We start from the raw sequence: 19,362 nt of genomic DNA on the forward strand, positions 1-19,362 counted from the left end.
GAAGTTGTGAACGGGCGGGCGAGGGGGCGTTGGCGGACAAAAGAAAAGGCCGCGACCGGGGACGGGTCGCGGCCTTTATATTTGCGGGCCCTCGGGGGAGGGGGAGAAGCGGGCCCGCAAAATCTCTGGAAGGCGGGCCGGCTCAGCGGCGGCGCAGCCACAGCACCGGCGCCGTGATGGCCAGCAGGAAGACGTTGGTCAGGCTCAGCCCCAGGTCCAGGCCGAAGGCGTGCACGCCCAGGGCGATCGTCTCCAGGACCAGCAGACCCGCCGCCGCCGTCAGCAGCAGGGGACGGCCGAACCGCCACGAGACCAGCGGCGCCAGAACCATGGCCGCCAGCACGATCTCGGCGACGCCCAGACCACGCACGAAGGCCTCGCTGGCGGCGGCGGGCCACTGCATCAGAACGATCAGGTTCTCCATCGGCTCGGACAGCTTGGCGTAGCCGGCGGCGATGAAGAACATCGCGATCCAGCCCTGGAAGGTCCAAAGCGTGATGTTCAGATAGTCAGCGCGGGCGCGCGCCTGGTGAGTGGACAAGGTGGTCGTCGTCATGGCCGTAACCGTTCATTTGCAACAGTCACAAGATCAGTTGCTTGGTTCCGATTTGCAAGCGGCTGAAACAATCTGTGATAACGGTCGGAAAACGACGTGGCGACAGCAGGGCCGAAACCACAATTCCTCGTAACCCATCGTCTGAAACCAGCCGGGATCATCCGCCTCTAAGCCGAGGCGGATTTCGAGTCAACGGTTGATGACATCAATTGATGACTTAGAGGCTCCAGGCCTTCTTCGCCGCCTCCAGCCGGGCCAGTTTGGCCTGCAGCGGGGCCCAGTCGTCGGCCGTGTCGATGGCGCTCCACAGGGCCTCGACCTCGTCGATCAGCATCTCTTCCGGTTCGGGCGCGGCGAACATGGGATGCTCCAGCCGCTCGGGCCGGTCGGGCTCGTGCTCCATCAGGGCGAAGCGGAAGGCGTCGAAGGCCTCGCCCTGGTAGGTCTTGCCGCGCACCCCGCCCAGCGCCCGCGCCGCCGAGCTGAAGCCGCCGAACCAGTCGAAGAAGATCGGCTCCCAGCGCAGGGCCTCCTTCTTCTCGCGCGCCAGCGCCAGCGTCGCGTCCAGCAGCCGCTGGTCCGCCGCCTCGCCCAGACTCTGTACGCCCAGCCGGTTCAGGAAGGCCGCGCGCAGGTGGCGGATATAGGCGGGGCCGAACCCGTTCAGCGCCTCGGTCAGGACTGCGACCTGCGGCTCGGCGTCGGCGATCAGCTTCAGGCACCCGGCCAGCTGCGTCAGGTTCCAGAACACCGCCTCGGGCTGGCGCGCGAAGGCGTAGAGGCCGTTCTGGTCGAAATAGGCGGCGGTGAAGCCCGGCTCATAGTGGGGCAGGAAGCGCCACGGGCCGTAGTCGAAGCTCTCGCCCGTGACGTTCAGATTGTCGGTGTTCAGCACCCCGTGGACGAAGCCCGCCGCGATCCACTTGGCCGTCAGCGCCGCCGAGGCCTCGACCACCGCCGCCAGGAAGCCCGCCGCGTCGCCCGGCGCGACCGCCGGGTGATACAGGCTGCGGGCATGCTCCATCAGCGCCTCGATCTGGTCCTTGCGTCCATAGTAGGCTGCGCGCTGGAACGTTCCGAAGCGGATATGGCTGTGCGACAGCCGCACCATGACGGCGGCGCGCGTCGGCGACGGCTCGTCGTGCCGCTCCAGGTTCTCGCCCGTCTCGATCAGCGACAGGATGCGGCAGGTCGGCACGCCCAGGCTGTCCAGCATGGCCGCCGCCAGCGCCTCGCGCATCCCGCCCTTCAGCGTCAGCCGCCCGTCCGCATGACGCGACCACGGCGTCTGGCCCGAGCCTTTGGTGCCCAGGTCGAGAAGGCGACCTGGAAGAGCGCTATCGCTCGCTGCTTGAGCGCCGCTTACCTCCCGCATCTGCGCCGCCAGGAAGCCGCGTCCGTCGCCGATGTCGGGGTTGTAAACGCGGAACTGATGGCCGTGATAGCGCATGGCGATGGGGCCAGGCTGGCCGGGCAGGGGCTCGAACCGGCCGAAATGGGCCAGCCATTCGGCGTCGCTCAGCGTTTCCAGCCCGACCTGCGCCGCCGCGCGGTCGTTGCGCAGGCGCAGGATCGTCTGCGGGAAGTCGGCCGCCTTCACGGCGTCGCCGTAGTCGACGCCCAGGTCGAAGAAGCGGGGTTCGGGGCGATAGGCGGGGGAGACGGGCATGGGCGGCAGATGCGCCTTCGCCGTGCATTTCGCAACCGCGAGCCCGATCCGGCCGATCAGGCTTGAACCTTCGCCGCCGATCCGTATTTTCACCCGCAGACATCAGGTCTCGTGCGATCCGATCCCGAGGCCAGGCCGGCGCCGCCCTGCGCGCGAATCCGGTCCGGCGTCCGTCGATAACCTGACGCCACGACAGACCATCTCATTGTTTCGGAGACCTTCGTGGCCAGAAAATTCACGCTCGCCTTCCTCAAGACCGAGGCCGGTTCCGGGGCCGTCCTCGGCCTCGCCGCCGTCGCCGCCCTGATCGTCGCCAACTCGCCCTGGTCGGCGGACTATTTCGCCTGGCTCAAGAGCGTCCACGCCGTCCAGATCGGCCCGCTGCGGCTGGAGGAGACGGTGTCCGACTGGATCAAGGAAGGCCTGATGGCCGTCTTCTTCCTCGTCGTCGGCTTGGAGATCAAATACGAGATCCTCAAGGGCGAGCTGAGCAATCCCAAGAAGCTGGCCCTGCCCATCCTGGCGGCGCTCGGCGGCATGGCGGTACCGGGTCTGGTCTATCTGGGCGTGGTCGGGGCGCTGGGCGGCCCGACGCAGGGCTGGCCCATCCCCTTGGCCACCGACATCGCCTTTGCCCTGGCCGTCTTCGCCGTGGTCGGACGCAGTCTGCCGTCCTCCCTGCGCGTCTTCCTCTTGACCCTGGCCATCGTCGACGACCTGGGCGCCATCGCTCTGATCGCCGTCCTGTTCAGCCAGGGGGTGCAGTGGGTTCCGCTGCTGGCGGCGCTGGGCGTCACCGCCCTGTTCGCCGTTCTGGGGCGGCGCCGGATGGCCGCCGCCTTCTGGGTGCTGGGCTTTGGCGCCGTCTGGTATCTGACGGTGCAGTCGGGCCTGTCCACCTCCCTGACCGCCGTGGCCTTCGCCCTGATCGTGCCGGTCGAGCCGCGCCGCGAGACCTCGCAGAGCCCGCTCAAGGACGCCATGCACGACCTGCACCCCTATGTGGCCTATCTGGTCCTGCCCCTGTTCGCCTTCGCCAAGGCGGGCGTCTCCTTCGCCGGCCTGTCGCTGGAGCAGGCCTTCGCCCCCCTGGTCATCGCCATCGCGCTCGGCCTTTTCATCGGCAAGCAGGTGGGCGTCTTCGGCGTGGCCTGGCTCGCGGTGAAGCTGGGCCTGGGCGACAGGCCGTCGGGCGCGGGTTGGATGCAGCTCTACGGCGTCAGCCTGCTGTGCGGCATCGGCTTCACCATGAGCCTGTTCATCGGCGTGCTGGCCTTCCCCGGCGCGGTGGACTCGCCCGAGCAGATCGAGGTCAAGCTGGGCGTCATCGGCGGTTCGGTGCTGTCGGCCCTGATGGCCGCCGCGATTCTGACCCTGGCCGAAAAAGGCCGAAAGAAGAGAATGGTCGCGCACCAGTCGAACATCTGACTGATCATTGATAACATTGACCTAACGTCAGTATATTTGTCTCTTTCTCGCCACAGATCGGGCGAGGGTAGGTGAAATTTTCGTCACTGACGGGGCCTCAGCTTGTCGGTGACTCCGCCTTGCACTACCCCTTCTTATTGAGAACTCGCGCCGTTTAATGAGTGCGGGTCATCAGGGACAGGAACGTGCGCGGCCGTCAGCACGGCCCGCCATAGTCGGGGAGCCGCCTCATGCGTTTGAACCACATCCTCCGCAGCACCGCATCCGCCGCCGTCGTCGGGGCCGTCGCCTTCGGCTTCGCAGGCGCCGCCGCCGCCCAGGAAAGACCGACCACGGTCGACGACATCATCGTCACCGCCCAGAAGCGCGAACAGAGCCTGCAGGACGTGCCGATCGTGGTCACGACCCTGTCGCAGGAAGCGCTGGACGGCGCGGGCGTGCGCGACATCAAGGATCTGCAGATTCTGACGCCGGGCATGACCGTCACCTCGACCCAGTCGGAGACCTCGACCACGGCTCGTATCCGCGGCGTCGGCACGGTCGGCGACAACCCCGGCCTGGAAAGCTCGGTCGGCGTCGTGATCGACGGCGTCTATCGCTCGCGCAACGGCGTCGGCTTCGGCGACCTGGGCGAGCTGAGCCGCATCGAGGTGCTGAAGGGGCCGCAGGGCACCCTGTTCGGCAAGAACACCTCGGCCGGCGTCATCAACATCATTTCCGAGGCTCCGTCCTTCACGCCGGGCTTCAACGCCGAGGCCACCTACGGCAACTTCGGGGCCTGGGGGATCGCCGGTTCGGTCACCGGACCGATCACCGACAAGATCGCCGGCCGTCTCTATATGGCCAAGCGCGAACGCGACGGCTTCTATGACGTGATCACCGGCTCCGGCCCGCGTCAGGAGACGGACGACCAGAACCAGGACTTCTGGACCGCCCGCGGTCAACTGCTGATCCTGCCCTCGGACGACGTGTCGATCCGCCTGATCGCCGACTATTCCAAGCGCGACGAATACTGCTGCGTCTCGACCCAGGTCCGCACCGGTCCGACCTATCCGTTCATCACCGCCGTCGGCGGCCAGCAGGCGGCCCCGGCCCCGGGCTTTGGCGAACTGCCGTTCTCGCGCACGGCCTACGCCAACCGCGGCACCGGCCAGGAAATGGAGGACATGGGTTTCTCCGCCGAGGCCAACATCGACATCCCGTCGTGGAACGCCACCTTCACCTCGCTCAGCTCCTGGCGGAACTGGTCGGGGGTCAACGGCATGGATCTCGACTACACCACCGCCGACATCCTCTATCGCGAGAATGACGGCGGTTACGGCTTCGAGCTGGAGAACCTGACCCAGGAGTTCCGTCTGGCGGGCTCCACCGACCGTCTCGACTGGCTGGTCGGGGCCTTCGCCACGCGCGAGAACATCAATCGCGCAGACAGCTACTGGTACGGCGCGGGCTACACGCCCTTCCTGTCGCTGCTGATCTCCAGCCAGCTGAACGCCGGCTCGGGCGGCGCCATTCCGATCCGTCCCGGCATCATCGGCTGCCTGACCCGTCCGGGTACGACGGCGCAGTTCCTGGCGGGCTGCCTAGCGCAGGGCGGCAGCGCGACCACCGGCCCGACGGCGCCCAGCGGCCCCGGCTTCGGCGTCGGCCACGGCGTGCAGGACCACTACAGCCAGACGACGGAATCCTTCGCCCTCTTCACCAACAACACCTGGCGCGTCACCGACAAGTTCGATCTGACCCTGGGTCTGCGCTACACCCTGGACGACAAGCGCCTGCTGGGCGTTCAGGACAATCTGGGAACCAACGGCGCGGCCTGCGGCGGCGCCCTGGGCAACGTCGGCGCCATGACCGGCGCCCTGATGGGCGCGGGCCTCAACCAGGCGACCGCCCAGGCCACGGCCGGTCGTCTGGCCGCCAACCTCTGCCTGCCCTGGGCCAACCCTCTGTTCGACAACCGTCGCATCTCGGAAAGCCACGACAACGGCGAGCTGAGCGGCACCATCAAGGGCAGCTATCGCTTCAACGACAGCGTGATGGCCTACGCCTCCTACGCGCGCGGCTACAAGTCGTTCGGCTACAACATGGACCGGGTGCAGGGGCCGACCGCGACCAACCCGCTGCCGATCACGCCGAACAACTCCCTGCTGTTCCCGTCGGAGACCGTCGACAGCTATGAAATCGGGCTGAAGAACACCCTGTTCAACCGCTCGGTGCTGTTCAACATCACCTACTTCAATCAGAAGTTCGAGGACTTCCAGCTCAACACCTTCCTGGGCACGGCCTTCGTGGTCGAATCCATCCCTGAGCTGACCTCGGAAGGCGTCGACGCCGACTTCGTCTGGTTCACCCCGGTCGAGGGCCTGTCGCTGTCGGGCGGCGTGACCTACACCGACACCAAGTACGGCGACTTCACCGCCGCCGACCTGACCAATCCCGGCAACTTCCCGCAGCTGTCGCTGCTGCCGGGATCGCGGGCTTCCTTCGCGCCGGAATGGTCGGCGACCGCCTCGGTGGCCTTCGACCGCTCGATCGGCGCTGGGCTGAAGATGGGTCTGAACCTGTCGGCCAAATACTCGACCGAGTTCAACACCGGTTCGGATCTGCTGCCGTACAAGATGCAGGACGCCATGACCCTGCTGAACGGCCGCGTCACCCTGGGCTCGGAAGACGAACGCTGGGCGCTGGACCTGTGGGCCCAGAACCTGACCGACGAGGAGTACAAGCAGGTGGCCATCAACGCCCCCCTGCAGGGCTCGGCCTTCCAGACCACGGTCCAGCCCAACGGCACCTATTACAACCCGGCGCTGGACACCCAGACCTACAACGCCTTCATGGGCCAGCCGCGTACCTACGGCGTGACCCTGCGCGTCCGCTACTGATCCAAGCGGAGCGTCTGACAGGAGGGGCGGGCCGGAGCGATCCGGCCCGCCCTTTTTCTATCCCTCTCCCATCGGGAGAGGGCAGGCACATGGAAAAAGCCCCCGGCCGCATGGATCGGGGGCTTCCCTCATTCAACCGCGAAGCGGCCGCCTCACTCGGCCGGGGTGTGGCTTTCCCCCGCCAGTCGCCGCTGGCCGGCGAACATCCGGTTCAGCAGGCGTCGCCCGAAGCCGGCGATGTCGTCGATGATGGTGAACACCGCCGGGATGTAGAGCAGCGACAGGAAGGTCGAGGAGATCAGCCCCCCGACCACGGCCACGGCCATGGGCGAGCGGAACTCCACGTCGGCGCCCCAGCCGATGGCGATGGGCACCATGCCCGCCCCCATGGCGAAGGTGGTCATCAGGATCGGCCGCGCCCGCTTGTGGGCGGCGTCCATGATGGCGGCGAAACGGCTCAACCCGCTCTTCTCGGCCATGATGATGTAGTCGACCAGCAGGATGGAGTTCTTGGCCGCGATCCCCATCAGCATCAGCACCCCGATCAGGGCCGACATGGAGAAGCTCTTGCCTGCGATCACCAGGGCGATGAAGGCGCCGCCGATGGCCAGGGGCAGAGCCGCCATGATGGTGATCGGATAGGCGAAGCTTTTGAACAGCAGGGTCAGCACCGCATACATCAGCAGAATGCCGGACAGGAAGGCGATGCCGAAGCCCACCAGCATCTCCTGGATGAACTCGGCGTCCCCGGCGGGCACCTGGCGCACGCCGGTCGGCAGTTCCTTGACCGACGGCAGGCGGTTGACCGCCTGGCCCGCCGCGCCGGTGGTGATGCCGTCCAGCTCGGCCGAGATGGAGGCGATGCGCGAGCGATCCTGGCGACTGACCGTGGCCGGACCGGCGCCGAACTCGATGTCGGCCACGGCGCTCAGCGGCACGGCGGCCCCTGAGGCGGTCGGCACGCGCAGCGTCTCCAGCACGTTCAGATCCTCGCGCGCGGCCTCGGTCAGCTGCAGGCGAATGGGGATCTGGCGGTCGCCCAGATTGTACTTCGGCAGGTTCTGGTCGATGTCGCCGATGGTGGCGACACGCACGGCCTGGGAGATGGCCCCGGCCGAGACGCCCAGCAGCGCCGCCTCATCCGGGCGCGGCGTGACCAGGATTTCCGGTCGGGCGATGGCGGCGGTGTTGACGATGTTGGCCAGGCCCGGCACCCCGCGCATCTCCTCCTCGACCTTGCGGGCCGCGGCTTCCAGCACGATCGGATCGTCGCCCAGGATGGAGAAGGTGTAGCTGGTGCCGTCGCCCGGTCCGCCGCCCTGCTGGGCGATGCCGGCGCGGATGCGGGCTCCGGGGATCTGCTTCAGCTCATCGACCATGACGCGGGCGAAGGCCTGCTGGCTCAGGTCGCGCTTACCCTTGGGCACCATGTCGGCGTAGACGTTGGCCTGGTTCACCGACTGGCCGCCGATGGCGGCGTAGACCGAAGTGACCTCCGGCCGGGCGTTCAGCGTCTGCGTCACCTGCTGCACCACGACATCGGTCTGATGCAGGGTGGAGCCCGGCGGCAGTTCGATCTGGAAGGCCGCGCGGCCTTCGTCGGCGGGCGACATGAACTCGAACGACATCTTGGCCGCAACCGACAGGAAGATGGAGCCGAACAGGAAGGCGCCGCCCATCACGAAGACGATCCAGCGATGGCGCAGGCACCACTTCAGCGAGCGCAGATAGCCCGCCATCCAGAAGGGATCCTTGTCCTCATGATGGGTGTGCTTGAGCATGTAGGCCGCCATCAGCGGCGTCAGCAGACGCGCCACCACCAGGGAGAAGAAGACGCTGATGCAGGCGGCCAGGGCGAAGGCCTTGAAGAACTGGCCGATGATGCCCGGCATGAAGCCCACGGGCGCGAACACGGCGATGATGGTGCCGGTCGTCGCCACGACGGCCAGGCCGATCTCGTCGGCGGCCTCGAAGGCGGCGTCATAGGGCGGCTTGCCGTCGCGCATGTGGCGGACGATGTTCTCGATCTCCACGATGGCGTCGTCGACCAGGATGCCGATCGTCAGCGACAGGGCCAGCAGCGTCACCACGTTCAGCGACTGGTCCATCGGCCCCAGGATGGCGAAGGTCGGGATCAGCGACATCGGCATGGCCGTCGCCGCGATCACGGTCGCCCGCCAGTCGCGCAGGAAGATCCACACCACGATGACCGCCAGCACGGCGCCCAGGATCAGCGCCTCCAGCGAGGCGAGGTAGGATTCCTCGATGTATTTCACGCTGGACGTGACCTGTTCGATGGTCAGTTCGGGATGGGCCTCGTCGATCTTCTCGACCTCGGCGCGGACCTTTTCCGAGACCTTGACCTCGCTGGCCTCGCGCGAGCGCAGGAAGTTGAAGGTCACGGCCTCCTGGCCGTTGTAGCGGGCCAGGCGGCGCGGCTCGCTCCACTTGTCGACCACCACGCCCAGATCGCCCAGGCGCACGTTCTTGCCGTCGCCCACGGGCACCAGGGTCTCGCGCAACTGCTCGACCGAACCGGCGGCGCCCAGGGTGCGCACGGCGCGTTCCGAGCCCGCGATGGTGACGCGACCGCCCGGCAGGTTGTTGTTGACGTTGGTCAGGGCCTGGCTGACCTGGGCCGCCGTGACGCCGTAGGCGCTGAGCCGTTGCGGATCCAGTTCGACGCGGATCTCGCGGTCCACCCCGCCCGAGCGATTGACCTCGCCGACGCCGCCCAGCGCCAGCAGGGCGCGGCTCATCTCATTGTCGATAAACCAGCTGATCTGTTCCGGCGTCATCGTTTCCGAGCGGACGACATAGGTGATCAGGGCGTCGCCGGTGATGTCGATGCGTTGGACCGTCGGCTCCTGCATGTCCTGGGGCAGGCTGGCGCGCACCCCGCTCATGGCGTTGCGGACGTCGTTGGTGGCGCGCTCGGTGTCGGTGCCCAGTTCGAACTCGATGGTGGTCGAGGACACCCCGTCCGAGACGTTGGAGTAGATGTGGCGCACGCCCGACAGGCCGGCGATCGAATCCTCGATCACCCGCGTGACCTGCACCTCCATCTCGGTCGGGGCGGCGCCGGGGCGCGCGGCCGTGACCGCGACCAGGGGGAAGTCGATGTCGGGGTTGTTGTTGATCCGCATCCCGGCGAAGCCGGTCACGCCGCCCAGCGTCAGCAGCAGGAACAGCAGGATGATGGGGATGGGGTTCTTGATCGCCCAGGCGGAAAGCTGATTCATGGCCGGGCCTTACTTCTTGGCGGGCGCTTGGGCGGCGGGGGCGGCGGCTGGAGCCGCTGCGGGCGCGGCGGCGCGCGGCGCGGCCACCGTCACCTTGTCGCCCTCGTTCAGGAAGCCGGCGCCGGCCACCACGACGCGGACGCCCGCGTTCAGCCCCTCGACCGAGGTCTGGTCGTCGCGCCGCGACAGCACAGTCACTGGGATGAAGCGCACAGAGGAATCGGCGTTCAGCACGAACACCCCGGACTTGTTGCTGCGATACAGGACGGCGTCGGTCGGCACCACTGTGGCCGGGCGCGTGCCCGCCTCGATGGCGGCGCGGGCGAACATGCCGGGCTTCAGGGCGCTGCCGGGCGCCAGGCTGATGCGCGCCAGGCCCAGGCGGGTCTGGGCGTTGACCTCGGGCGTGACGATGCGGACCGTGCCGGTCGTCGATCCGGCCTGGCTGGAGGTGACGGCCGCGCTCTGTCCGGCCTGGATCAGGGGCAGTTCGGTTTCCGGCACCTGGGCGTCCAGTTCCAGACGGCCGTCGCGCACCATGCGGAACAGTTCGGTTCCGGCGCTGATGATCTGGCCCTTGGTCACGCTGCGGCTGATGATCAGGCCACTGACCGGCGCGCGGATGGTGGCCTGGGACAGGCGAGTCTGGGTCTCGGCCAGGGCGGCGTGGGCCGAGGCCAGATTGGCCGCCGAGGCGCGCTGATTGGCCAGGGCCGTATCCAGCGACGCCTGGCTCAGGAAGCCGCGCGTCTTCAGTTCCTGGGCGCGGGCCAGGGCGGCGTCGTCGCGGGCGACGTTGGCCTCGGCCGTCTGCACGGCCGCCTGCTGCTGGCGCACCTGGGCGCGCAACAGGACGTCGTTCATCTGCACCAGGGGCTGGCCCTGGCGGACATAGGAGCCTTCGTCGACATAGAGGATCGTCGCCGTCAGTCCGCCGGTCTCGGCGGCGACCGGCACCTCTTCCCAGGCCGAGACGGTGCCTGAGGCGACCACGGTGCGGGGCAGGGCGACCGAGGTCGCCGTCGTCGCGCTGACGGTCTGGCGCGAGGCCCCGTCCTTCTTGTCCTTTTCATCCCCGTGTCCGCCGCATGCGGCCAGGGTCAGGCTGGTAGCCAGAGCGAGGGCCAGGCTGACGGTCAGCCGGGCCGAAAAGCGTCGAGAGGTCGCCACGTGCGAATATCCTGGGAGATTGAGCGTACAGTCAGACGCGCGCCAACCTTCTGTCCGGCGTCGCGGGCATAGCAACGCTACTTACCCGTTCGGCGATCCGCGCTCAAACGACTCATTCGCAATTACGACGATGTAATCTGCAACCGGGGCGCGTGCTGACGGTCGTTTTCTGGTCAGGGGCGGACCCGATCCGGCAAGGCGGCGACTTCGGCCTCGCTCAGTGCCTTGACGATGCGGACGCGGCAAGGGCCGTTGACGCCTGACATGCCGCGAACGTTCAGATTCGCCCAGTCGCCGGCGCACAGGCGCGACTTCCCGGCGCTCTGCGGACGAATGGTCAGGGCCGTGGCGAAGTCCAGATCCTGGCAGATGCCGACCGCCTGGGCCTGATAGATGCGTCCGCGACCCGTGTCGAAATAGATGTTGGTGCGATCATCCGAGCGGAAGTTGCGGACCTGATCGGCGTAGAAGCAGGGGGCGGCCGTCGACGAGGCCGTCTGCACCGAGGAGGCGCCGTTCGTCTGGGGCGCGCAGGCGGCGGCGCTCAGGCTCAAAACCAGGACCGTACAGGCGGCGAGGGAAGTACGGAGGGTCATGGCGTATCCTTTGCTGATCGTCGGTATTCGACCTTAGCGGTCTTCAGCGACGTTGTCATGACGCGAAGGGCCTAAGCGACTCCCATGGTCACGTTGCACGGGCGAAGGCCGCCCCATGATGGTCGCCGCCAGATGCTCGCCCAGCAGGGGGGCGACGCAAAAGCCGCGCGAACCCAGGCCGGTCAGGACATGGAGTCCGCTCTTCCATTCTCCGCACAGGGGCAGGCGGTCGGGCGTCGTCGCGCGCACGGCGACGCGGCGGCCGCGCGCCTCGGCGGGCGCTTGCTGCGCCAGCGCGGCGAGGGCGGGCAGGGCGGCGGCCAGGGTCGCCTGGTTGCGGGCGCCGGCCTCATCGGACGCCTCGGGCGCCTCCACGCCCCGGTCATGGGTGGCGCCGTAGAGCATCCCGTTCCCGGTCGGCGCGGCGTAGCCGCCCCAGGCGACGGGCAGAGGCGGCGGCGTCCCCCGGGTCCAGTCCGCCTGTCCCGCGACCGGAGACAGCGGCAGGTCGGGCGCCAGCCGCGCCGATCCCCAGCCCGCCGTCAGCACGACGGCGTCCGCCTCGATCAGGACGGCGCCGTCGTCGCCCTTCACGCGCCAGCCGTCGGTCGTCGCTTCCAGTGCGGCCGCGCGCCCCGTGACCCGTTCAGCGCCCGCCAGCCACGGCTCCAGAATCGTGTCGGAGCGCACGGCCAGCGCCTGGCCCATCATCAGACCGCCGCGCGTTGTGGGTTCGCCCAGGCGCTCAGAACAGGCGGCGGGGTCCAGCCTGTGCATGGCCCTTTCCGGCCACAGGGCTTGCGTTGCGATCTTGTCGAAGCGGGCGGCGTCGCGCGGCGCCTGCTCCAGTTGCAGCACCCCCTCGGCGACGACGGCGCCGGGCAGGGCGCGGTACAGGCTTCCCGCCCGCTCCAGCGCCTGGGCGTGGAATTCGGCGATGAAGGCGTCGCCCGCGTCCAGTCGCGGCGTCACCAGCGAGGCTGGAAAACCTGAAGCGCCCGCGCCCGCTCGCTCTGCCTCGACGATCGTGACGCGCGCGCCCTCGGCGATCAGGGCGCGGGCGACGGCGGCGCCCGCGATCCCGGCGCCGATCACGGCGACATGATGAGGGCGCTCCGTCAGCGCCTCGCCCGCCATGCGCGCCTCCAGCCGCTCGCGCTTCCTGCCGTGGCCGGGCTTCTTCTCGACGGTGAAGCCATGCTCGGCCAGGCCGCGCCGCACGGCCCCGGCGACGGTGAAGGTGGCCAGCCGCGCGCCGGGCGCGGAGCGCGCCGCGACCAGGGCCAGGATCTCGGGCGACCACATGCCGGGGTTCAGCGCGGGCGAGAACCCGTCCAGGAACCAGGCGTCGGCCGGACCCGACCATTGCTCCAGCGCCCATCGGGCGTCGCCGACGGCCAGGTCGATCGTCGCCCCCCAATGCGGCAGGTCCAGCCGGTGAAAGCCCGGCGTCTCGGCGGGCCACACGTCCAGCACCCCGGCGGCCGTCTCGGCCAGCTCGGGCCAGGCGGCGAGGGCGCGGGCCGCTTCGTCGCGCGTCAGGGGGAAGCCTTCGATGGAGAAGACCCGTAGCCGCGCCCCGTCCGCGCGCGTGCGCCGCCACAGGTCCAGCAGGGTCACGATATTCAGCCCGGTGCCGAAGCCCAGTTCGCCGACGGTGAAGGCGGATCGCCCCGACCAGGCCTCGGGAAGGCCGCAGCCTTGCAGAAAGACCGCGCGGGTCTCGGCCAGGCCGTCGTCTTTCGAGAAATAGACGTCGCCGAATCGGCCCGACCGGGGCGAGCCGTCTTCGGCCCACAGCAGTTGGGGCGAGGCGTTATCTGGCGGCGAGGCGACGGTCATGGCGGCGGTCTATCGGTCCCGGCCGCTGGAAGAAAGCATGTCCGCCAGGAATGAGCGTTTGGAAAGCACGCATGAAAAAGGGGCCGTCCGTGAGGACGACCCCTTTCCGCATCGCGGTCACGAGGACCGCAACACCGAGACGTAAGTCTTAGTGGGCAGCCGGAGCAGCCGGAGCAGCGGCCGGAGCGGCAGCGGCGTCAGCAGCCGGAGCAGCAGCGGCGTCGGCAGCCTTGACGGCTTCGCCAGCGGCTTCGCCAGCAGCGGCGGCAGCGTCGGTGGCGGCGGCGTCGGCCGTAGCAGCGGCGTCGGCAGCGGTGTCGGCGGCGGCGGTGGCGTCGGCAGCGGCGTCTTCAGCCTTGTCGGTGGCGGCGGGTTGGCAAGCGGCCAGGGCCAGAGCAGCGGCCGAAGCGGCGATCAGAGCGGTGATGCGCATAGGTTTCTTCCTTCAGAAGGTAAAAGCGAGACCATGAACCTCGCTGAGGGAGAGATAACGGCTTCGTGAGGAGGAGCGCAAGCGATTTCTCACGGGTTCGTGAAGTCATCGCGAGGGCATCACGAATATCGATACGCCCACCGCCGTTTCGTCAGCGGCCGTGGGGGGGAATGGGCGGCGTGGTGGGGTCGGTCGGGTCTGTGGGAACCGGCGTGACCGGCGCGTCCGGATCCGGAGGCAGGGTCGGCGGCGTCGGCGCTGGAATCGCGTCGCCTGGGGGCGGATTCGCAGGCGTCAGGGTGTCGGACGAAGGGCTTGTCGGCGTGACGGCGGGTGACGCGGCGGCGGGCGCGGCTGCGCCTTCCGTCTTTTCCGGGGATCGGTCATTGCAGGCGGCCAGCATCAGCAGGGTGCTGGCGGCGGTCAGAATCGTCAGGGAGAGTTTTGAGGACGGTCGCATCGGACGGCTCCTTCACAAGCGGCCGCGCACGCGGCCGTGATCCTGAGAGAACCGTCGTGAACGCTCCGTGTTCCGAACGTCGCTTGCGGGCGTCAGGCGTCCATCGGCGCGGCGGCCAGGGCCTCTTCCATTTCGGTGAAGGACGGCTGGGCGGTCGAGGGGATGTCGCCGCGGCCGATCTCGACCGAGATCTGGGCCGCATTGCCGTGCAGGTGGGCCACCAGCACCGACTGGATGATCTTGTAGTAGGCGCCTTCCTCCTCGACGATGGCGTTCAGGCGTGAGGCGAACGGCCCGACCAGGCCATAGGCCAGGAAGACGCCCAGGAAGGTGCCGACCAGGGCGCCGCCGATCATGCCGCCCAGCACTTCCGGCGGCTCGGTGATCGAACCCATGGTCTTGATGATGCCCAGCACGGCGGCGACGATGCCCAGGGCGGGCAGGCCGTCGGCCAGGGTCTGCAGCGCGTGGGCCGGGGCCAGGGCCTCGTGGTGGTGCTTCTCCAGCTGCTTCTCCATGGCGTCCTCGATCTGGTGCGGATCCTCGAGGTTCATGGTCATCATCCGCAGGGTGTCGCAGATGAAGTCGGTGGCGAAGTGGTCCTTCAGCACCTTGGGGTATTTCTGGAAGATGGCGCTTTCGGCCGGCTTTTCGATGTGGCTTTCCAGGGCGATCACGCCCTTGGATTTCATCGTCTTGGTCAGCTGGAACAGCAGGCTGAGCAGATCCTTGTAGTCCTGCTTCTTCCACTTCGGCCCGGCGAAGCACTTGCCCAGGCCGCCCAGGGTGGCCTTGATCACCGGCAGGCTGTTGGAAATCAGGAAGGCCGCGATGCCCGCGCCGAAGATGGCCATGAGCTCATAGGGCAGCGAATAGAGGATCGTCGCCATCTTGCCGCCGTGCAGCAGGAAGCTGCCGAACACCATGGCGAACAGCATGACGATGCCGATGATCTGGAACATGAGGCGAGCAGGCGTCCTGGAGCCGAAGGGTCAGGACGCCGTTATCGGCGTTAATGCTTAAGGCCGCGTTTCGCGAATCCCGGTTCGGGACGAAATCGCGCTGAACCCTTTCCCTCCCCTTCATGGGGAGGGTGGTCGCGTAGCGACCGGGTGGGGAGGGCCGGGTGATGCATGGAGCGGCGCGTGAGCGGCCAATCGCCCCACCCGACTTCGGCTTCGCCTCAGCCACCCTCCCCATGAAGGGGAGGGAGAGTTTTAAAGCCGCGTCGCGCCATTCAGGATCGCCTCGCGGGCCTTGGGGGTCAGCTTCTGATAGCCGGCCTTGCCGCCGCGCACCCAGACGGGGCCGTCGACCTTGTCGGGATCGAAGCCGTCGGCGACCAGGTCGACCTTGCGGTATTTGAACGTCCCGGTGGTGTCGGCCGACTTCAGCATCCGCACGAACACCGGCCGGGCGTAGGTCGGCAGCTGCTCGTCGGCCCAGGCGGCGAAGCTCGTCGCGTCGAACTTCTCGTCCAGCACCAGGCCGACCATGCCCGCCTTGCCTTCCTGGCCCGGCACCTCGACGCCATAGGCGATGACTTCCTGCACGCCCGGCGCTTCGGACAGGCGCTGCTCGACCTCGGCGGTCGAGACGTTCTCGCCCTTCCAGCGGAAGGTGTCGCCCAGACGGTCCATGAAATAGAGGTAGCCCTGACGGTCCTGACGCATCAGGTCGCCGGTGCGGAACCAGCGGTCGCCCTTCTTGAGCACGTCGGTCAGGATCTTCTTCTCTGACGCCTTCTTGTCGGCATAGCCCGAGAAGTCGTGGCGGATGTCGCTGCCGATCTGACCGATGGCCTCGCCCGTCTCGCCGCTCATCACCAGGCGGCACAGGCCGTCGGCGCCGCGCACCGGCTCGCCCGTTTCCGGGTCCAGGGCGATCAGGCGGATGTTGATCTGCGACTTCAGGAAGCCCGGCACCCGGCCGATGGCCCCCGCCTTGCCGTCGAAGTTGAACAGGGAGACGTTGCCCTCGGTCGAGCCGTAGAACTCAAGGATGTCCTTGATGCCGAAGCGGCTCTGGAACTCGGGCCAGACGTCGGGGCGCAGGCCGTTGCCGAAGGCCAGCCGCAGCTTGTGGCCCTTTTCGTCCGGGTGTTCGGGGCTGTTGACCAGATAGCGGCACAGCTCGCCGATATAGACGAACATGGTCGCCCCCGTCGCCTTCACGTCGGGCCAGAAATGGGTGGCTGAGAAGCGCCGCCGCGTCACCATCCGCCCGCCGTTCAGCAGCACCGAGCCGACGCCGACCAGGCCGCCGGTCGAGTGATACAGCGGCAGGACGTTGAACAGGGCGTCCTTGGGCGTCGAGGCCGTGGCCCCGGCGAAGGCGCGCATATAGGTCCGCACCCGCGAATGGGGCATCCGCGCCGCCTTGGGCAGGCCGGTGGTGCCTGAGGTGAAGATGTACAGGGCCGTGTCGCGATTGGTCATGCCCTGACGCAGCGAACGGTCGGGCCGCACGGACGATGCGCTGCGCACGGCGTTGTCCAGGTCGCGACGGGCGTTGGTCTCGTTTTCTTCGCCCAGGCCGTGGACCCAGATCATCAGGTTGCGATCGACCAGGCCGCGCGCGTCCTCGACCGCCTGCCAGCAGTCCTCGTCCGTCACCACGTTGAAGGCGGTCGAGATGGTCAGGCAGTGGGCCAGGGCCGCGCCGCTCAGATTGTTGTTGATCAGGGCGGTGGCCACCCCGACCTTGGAGAAGCCGAACCAGGCCGCCACGTATTCCACGCGGTTGTGCATCACCAGGGCGATGACGTCGCTGCGCTTCAGATTGCGGCTCTTGGCCCAGTTGGCGTAGCGGTTCGCCAGGGCCTCGAACTCGCGATAGGTCAGCTTGCGGGTTTCGTCCTCGACCGCGATGTTGGGGCCGAACTTGTCGACCGCCTCCTCGATGTCGTCACAGGCCAGGACGTCGCTGTCGAGCGTGATGGGCTTGATGCGCTTCAGAAGCCTGAACAGCCCGCCAGCGAACTTGATGTCGCGCCGGATGTTTGCCGCCAGTCCCATGGGTGCGCCGCCTCTTCCCGATTGCCTTTGTCATGGTTGATGAACGGCGCGGGGCGGCGGGTCAACCGGCGGCGGGGACGCAGACGGGGCCATTCGACAAAAAGGCAAGCTTTCGCGTCCTTTTCAATGACGTAAGGTCAAGTCGAAAGCCGACGCAGGGTCAAGCTGATCCGGCAGTGAGCGACGGTTTCACGCGGGGTCGTCTGCAGATGAAACCAGGCCCGCGCCCTCACGACTGATGAAGCCGCCGCCGCATCTCATCGCGCGGCGGGCGTCACGCGCCAGACCGCGTCGCCCACGTCGTCGGCGACCAGCAGGGCGCCGCGTCCATCGACCGCCACGCCGACGGGCCGCCCCATGGCCTCGCCCCTTGCGTTGCGGAAGCCGGTCAGCACGTCCTGCGGCGGTCCGTCCGGGCGCCCTTCGCGGAAGGGCACGAAGATGACCTTGTATCCGGACGGCGGGTTGCGGTTCCACGAGCCGTGCTGGCCGATGATCGCCCCGTTGCGCCACTGGGGCAGCAGCGTCCCGGCGTAGAAGGTCAGGCCCAGCGACGCCGTATGCGACCCCAGGGCGTAGTCGGGCCTGATCGCCCTGGCGACCATGTCGGGCCGGGCGGGCTGCACCCGTTCGTCGACGTTCTGGCCGTAATAGCTCCATGGCCAGCCGTAGAAGCCGCCGGACGTCACCGAGGTCATGTAGTCGGGCACCAGATCGTCGCCCAGGGCGTCGCGCTCATTGACCGAGGTCCACAAACGCCCGTCCTGCGGATTCCAGGCCAGGCCGACCGGGTTCCGCAGCCCCGAGGCGAAGACGCGCCGCGCGCCGGTGGCGACGTCGATCTCCAGGATGGCGGCGCGGTCGACCTCCTCGTCCAGCCCGTTCTCGCCGATGTTGGAGTTGGAGCCGACCCCGACATAGAGCCTGCTTCCGTCCGCCGAGGCGACCAGGCTCTTGGTCCAGTGGTGATTGCGCCCGGCGGGCAGGTCCGCGATCTTGACCGGCGTCGCGTCGATGCGCGTCTGGCCCGTCTGATAGGGGACCATGACCACGGCGTCGGCGTTGGCGACGTAAAGCCGCCCTCCGATCAGGGCCATGCCGAAGGGCGAGGTCAGTCCGCTCAGAAAGACCGTCTTCGTCTCCGCCGTCCCGTCGCCGTCGGCGTCGCGCAGCAGGCTGATGCGATCGGCGCTGGGCGTGTCGCCCGATCCGGCGCGCGACATCACCAGCCCCTCGACCCAGCCGCGCAGTCCGCCCTTCTTGTCCTTGGGCTTCGCCGGCGCCTGGGACTCGGCGACCAGAACGTCGCCGTTGGGCAGGACATGGAGCCAGCGCGGATGATCCAGCCCGGTCGCAAAGGCGTTCACCGCCAGGCCCGCCGCCGCAACCGGCGTCTGTCCCTGCGGCCAGCCGACGGCGCGGGCGATCTTGACGGTGGGAACGGCCTGGGGCTGGGGCGCGGGCAGGGCGGGGGCGGCGCCGAATCCCGCGCTGTCAGGCAGGGCGCTGCGCGTGGCGCACGCCTCCAGGGCCAGGATCAGGCTGAAACTCACCGCCAGGACGGGCAGGACGGAAAGACGGAACATGGCGTCGCCCTTTCATGGCGTCGGAGGAGAAACCCGCGAGAGAGCGGTCAGGTTGCCTGTGATTTTGCGAGTCGATCGCAACTTGCTATGGTGGCGGCCTGTTCGTGTGAGGATCGCCATGACCGTCGCTACCGCCCCTACCGTTTCCGATGCCGCTTCCGATCCGACGGGTCCGGTGGCGACTGTCGAAGTCCTGACCGCCTACGCCAGCCGCTATATGCAGCAACTGGCCAAGCATTGGGCGCACAAGTTCGAGGCCGCCTTCACGCCCGAGAACGCCCGCATCGTCCTGCCCATGGGGGTATGCAGGATGCAGGCCCTGGCGGACCGCCTGCTGGTCCGGTTGGAAGGCGACGTCGGCGCCGACATGGACCGCTTCAAGGTGGTGTTCGCCGACCACCTGTCGCGCTTCGGCCACCGCGAGACCCTGGTGTTCGACTGGCGCTCCGAGGCCTGACTTTTGTCAATCTTGTCCAAACGG

Annotated in this window: 15 protein-coding genes; 4 read left to right on the forward strand and 11 right to left on the reverse strand. The window is 68.1% G+C overall.

Annotated elements, in window-relative coordinates:
• Positions 1 to 142: 142 nt before the first annotated feature.
• Positions 143 to 556 (reverse strand): DoxX family protein, encoded by a 414-nt coding sequence (locus AC3A3G_RS07665; RefSeq protein WP_125901064.1) that lies wholly within the window; start codon positions 554 to 556, stop codon positions 143 to 145.
• Positions 557 to 773: 217 nt separating this feature from the next.
• Complete coding sequence (locus AC3A3G_RS07670) at positions 774 to 2,225, reverse strand: protein adenylyltransferase SelO family protein (protein WP_487487898.1); 1,452 nt, start codon at positions 2,223 to 2,225, stop codon at positions 774 to 776.
• Between the two features lie 222 nt (positions 2,226 to 2,447).
• On the opposite strand from AC3A3G_RS07670, the gene nhaA reads away from it, so the two are divergent.
• Positions 2,448 to 3,653, forward strand: coding sequence for a Na+/H+ antiporter NhaA (gene nhaA / locus AC3A3G_RS07675; RefSeq protein WP_200167898.1), 1,206 nt, complete (start codon positions 2,448 to 2,450; stop codon positions 3,651 to 3,653).
• 230 nt (positions 3,654 to 3,883) lie between these two features.
• Positions 3,884 to 6,535, forward strand: a complete 2,652-nt coding sequence (locus AC3A3G_RS07680) for a TonB-dependent receptor (RefSeq protein WP_487487899.1) — start codon at positions 3,884 to 3,886, stop codon at positions 6,533 to 6,535.
• 152 nt (positions 6,536 to 6,687) lie between these two features.
• On the opposite strand, the gene AC3A3G_RS07685 is transcribed toward AC3A3G_RS07680, so the two are convergent.
• The 4 genes from AC3A3G_RS07685 to mnmC1 all read right to left on the reverse strand — a co-directional run bounded on the left by AC3A3G_RS07685 (position 6,688) and on the right by mnmC1 (position 13,385).
• Positions 6,688 to 9,777 carry an efflux RND transporter permease subunit gene (locus AC3A3G_RS07685; protein WP_125901072.1) on the reverse strand — a complete coding sequence of 1,030 codons (3,090 nt, stop codon included), beginning with the start codon at positions 9,775 to 9,777 and terminating at the stop codon, positions 6,688 to 6,690.
• A gap of 9 nt (positions 9,778 to 9,786) precedes the next feature.
• Positions 9,787 to 10,947 (reverse strand): efflux RND transporter periplasmic adaptor subunit, encoded by a 1,161-nt coding sequence (locus AC3A3G_RS07690; protein WP_313515621.1) that lies wholly within the window; start codon positions 10,945 to 10,947, stop codon positions 9,787 to 9,789.
• Between the two features lie 173 nt (positions 10,948 to 11,120).
• Positions 11,121 to 11,543 (reverse strand): DUF6491 family protein, encoded by a 423-nt coding sequence (locus AC3A3G_RS07695; RefSeq protein WP_487487900.1) that lies wholly within the window; start codon positions 11,541 to 11,543, stop codon positions 11,121 to 11,123.
• Positions 11,544 to 11,576: 33 nt separating this feature from the next.
• Entirely contained in the window at positions 11,577 to 13,385 is a 1,809-nt protein-coding gene (mnmC1, locus tag AC3A3G_RS07700; protein WP_487487901.1) for an FAD-dependent 5-carboxymethylaminomethyl-2-thiouridine(34) oxidoreductase MnmC1, read from the reverse strand.
• On the opposite strand from mnmC1, the gene AC3A3G_RS07705 reads away from it, so the two are divergent.
• Positions 13,384 to 13,530: a hypothetical protein gene (locus AC3A3G_RS07705; RefSeq protein WP_200167894.1), complete on the forward strand. Its 147-nt coding sequence runs from the start codon at positions 13,384 to 13,386 to the stop codon at positions 13,528 to 13,530. The two genes, mnmC1 and AC3A3G_RS07705, sit on opposite strands and share 2 nt — an antisense overlap.
• 3 nt (positions 13,531 to 13,533) lie before the next feature.
• Here AC3A3G_RS07705 and AC3A3G_RS07710 read toward each other — a convergent pair whose 3' ends face one another.
• From AC3A3G_RS07710 to AC3A3G_RS07730, 5 genes are all read right to left on the reverse strand, one after another.
• Positions 13,534 to 13,818, reverse strand: a complete 285-nt coding sequence (locus AC3A3G_RS07710; RefSeq protein ID WP_125901078.1) for a hypothetical protein — start codon at positions 13,816 to 13,818, stop codon at positions 13,534 to 13,536.
• Between the two features lie 151 nt (positions 13,819 to 13,969).
• Positions 13,970 to 14,278 (reverse strand): hypothetical protein, encoded by a 309-nt coding sequence (locus AC3A3G_RS07715; RefSeq protein ID WP_368925046.1) that lies wholly within the window; start codon positions 14,276 to 14,278, stop codon positions 13,970 to 13,972.
• 92 nt (positions 14,279 to 14,370) lie between these two features.
• Entirely contained in the window at positions 14,371 to 15,240 is an 870-nt protein-coding gene (gene motA / locus AC3A3G_RS07720; RefSeq protein ID WP_003163893.1) for a flagellar motor stator protein MotA, read from the reverse strand.
• Between the two features lie 255 nt (positions 15,241 to 15,495).
• Positions 15,496 to 17,295, reverse strand: a complete 1,800-nt coding sequence (locus AC3A3G_RS07725) for a long-chain-acyl-CoA synthetase (RefSeq protein ID WP_487487902.1) — start codon at positions 17,293 to 17,295, stop codon at positions 15,496 to 15,498.
• Between the two features lie 257 nt (positions 17,296 to 17,552).
• On the reverse strand, positions 17,553 to 18,881 hold the full coding sequence (locus tag AC3A3G_RS07730) for a PQQ-dependent sugar dehydrogenase (protein ID WP_487487903.1): 1,329 nt from the start codon (positions 18,879 to 18,881) through the stop codon (positions 17,553 to 17,555).
• A gap of 118 nt (positions 18,882 to 18,999) precedes the next feature.
• On the opposite strand from AC3A3G_RS07730, the gene AC3A3G_RS07735 reads away from it, so the two are divergent.
• Positions 19,000 to 19,338 carry a DUF2218 domain-containing protein gene (locus tag AC3A3G_RS07735; protein ID WP_200167890.1) on the forward strand — a complete coding sequence of 113 codons (339 nt, stop codon included), beginning with the start codon at positions 19,000 to 19,002 and terminating at the stop codon, positions 19,336 to 19,338.
• Positions 19,339 to 19,362: the final 24 nt, after the last annotated feature.

Source organism: Brevundimonas sp. Soil_N_31 (assembly GCF_057655995.1).

Bases quoted from the DNA above. Each gene is read 5' to 3' on its own strand.
- AC3A3G_RS07665 (WP_125901064.1), bottom strand. From the start codon at position 556: ATGACGACGACCACCTTGTCCACTCACCAGGCGCGCGCCCGCGCTGAC.
- AC3A3G_RS07670 (WP_487487898.1), bottom strand. From the start codon at position 2,225: ATGCCCGTCTCCCCCGCCTATCGCCCCGAACCCCGCTTCTTCGACCTG.
- AC3A3G_RS07680 (WP_487487899.1), top strand. From the start codon at position 3,884: ATGCGTTTGAACCACATCCTCCGCAGCACCGCATCCGCCGCCGTCGTC.
- AC3A3G_RS07685 (WP_125901072.1), bottom strand. From the start codon at position 9,777: ATGAATCAGCTTTCCGCCTGGGCGATCAAGAACCCCATCCCCATCATC.
- AC3A3G_RS07695 (WP_487487900.1), bottom strand. From the start codon at position 11,543: ATGACCCTCCGTACTTCCCTCGCCGCCTGTACGGTCCTGGTTTTGAGC.
- AC3A3G_RS07705 (WP_200167894.1), top strand. From the start codon at position 13,384: ATGGCGGCGGTCTATCGGTCCCGGCCGCTGGAAGAAAGCATGTCCGCC.
- mnmC1 (WP_487487901.1), bottom strand. From the start codon at position 13,385: ATGACCGTCGCCTCGCCGCCAGATAACGCCTCGCCCCAACTGCTGTGG.
- AC3A3G_RS07710 (WP_125901078.1), bottom strand. From the start codon at position 13,818: ATGCGCATCACCGCTCTGATCGCCGCTTCGGCCGCTGCTCTGGCCCTG.
- AC3A3G_RS07715 (WP_368925046.1), bottom strand. From the start codon at position 14,278: ATGCGACCGTCCTCAAAACTCTCCCTGACGATTCTGACCGCCGCCAGC.
- motA (WP_003163893.1), bottom strand. From the start codon at position 15,240: ATGTTCCAGATCATCGGCATCGTCATGCTGTTCGCCATGGTGTTCGGC.
- AC3A3G_RS07725 (WP_487487902.1), bottom strand. From the start codon at position 17,295: ATGGGACTGGCGGCAAACATCCGGCGCGACATCAAGTTCGCTGGCGGG.
- AC3A3G_RS07730 (WP_487487903.1), bottom strand. From the start codon at position 18,881: ATGTTCCGTCTTTCCGTCCTGCCCGTCCTGGCGGTGAGTTTCAGCCTG.
- AC3A3G_RS07735 (WP_200167890.1), top strand. From the start codon at position 19,000: ATGACCGTCGCTACCGCCCCTACCGTTTCCGATGCCGCTTCCGATCCG.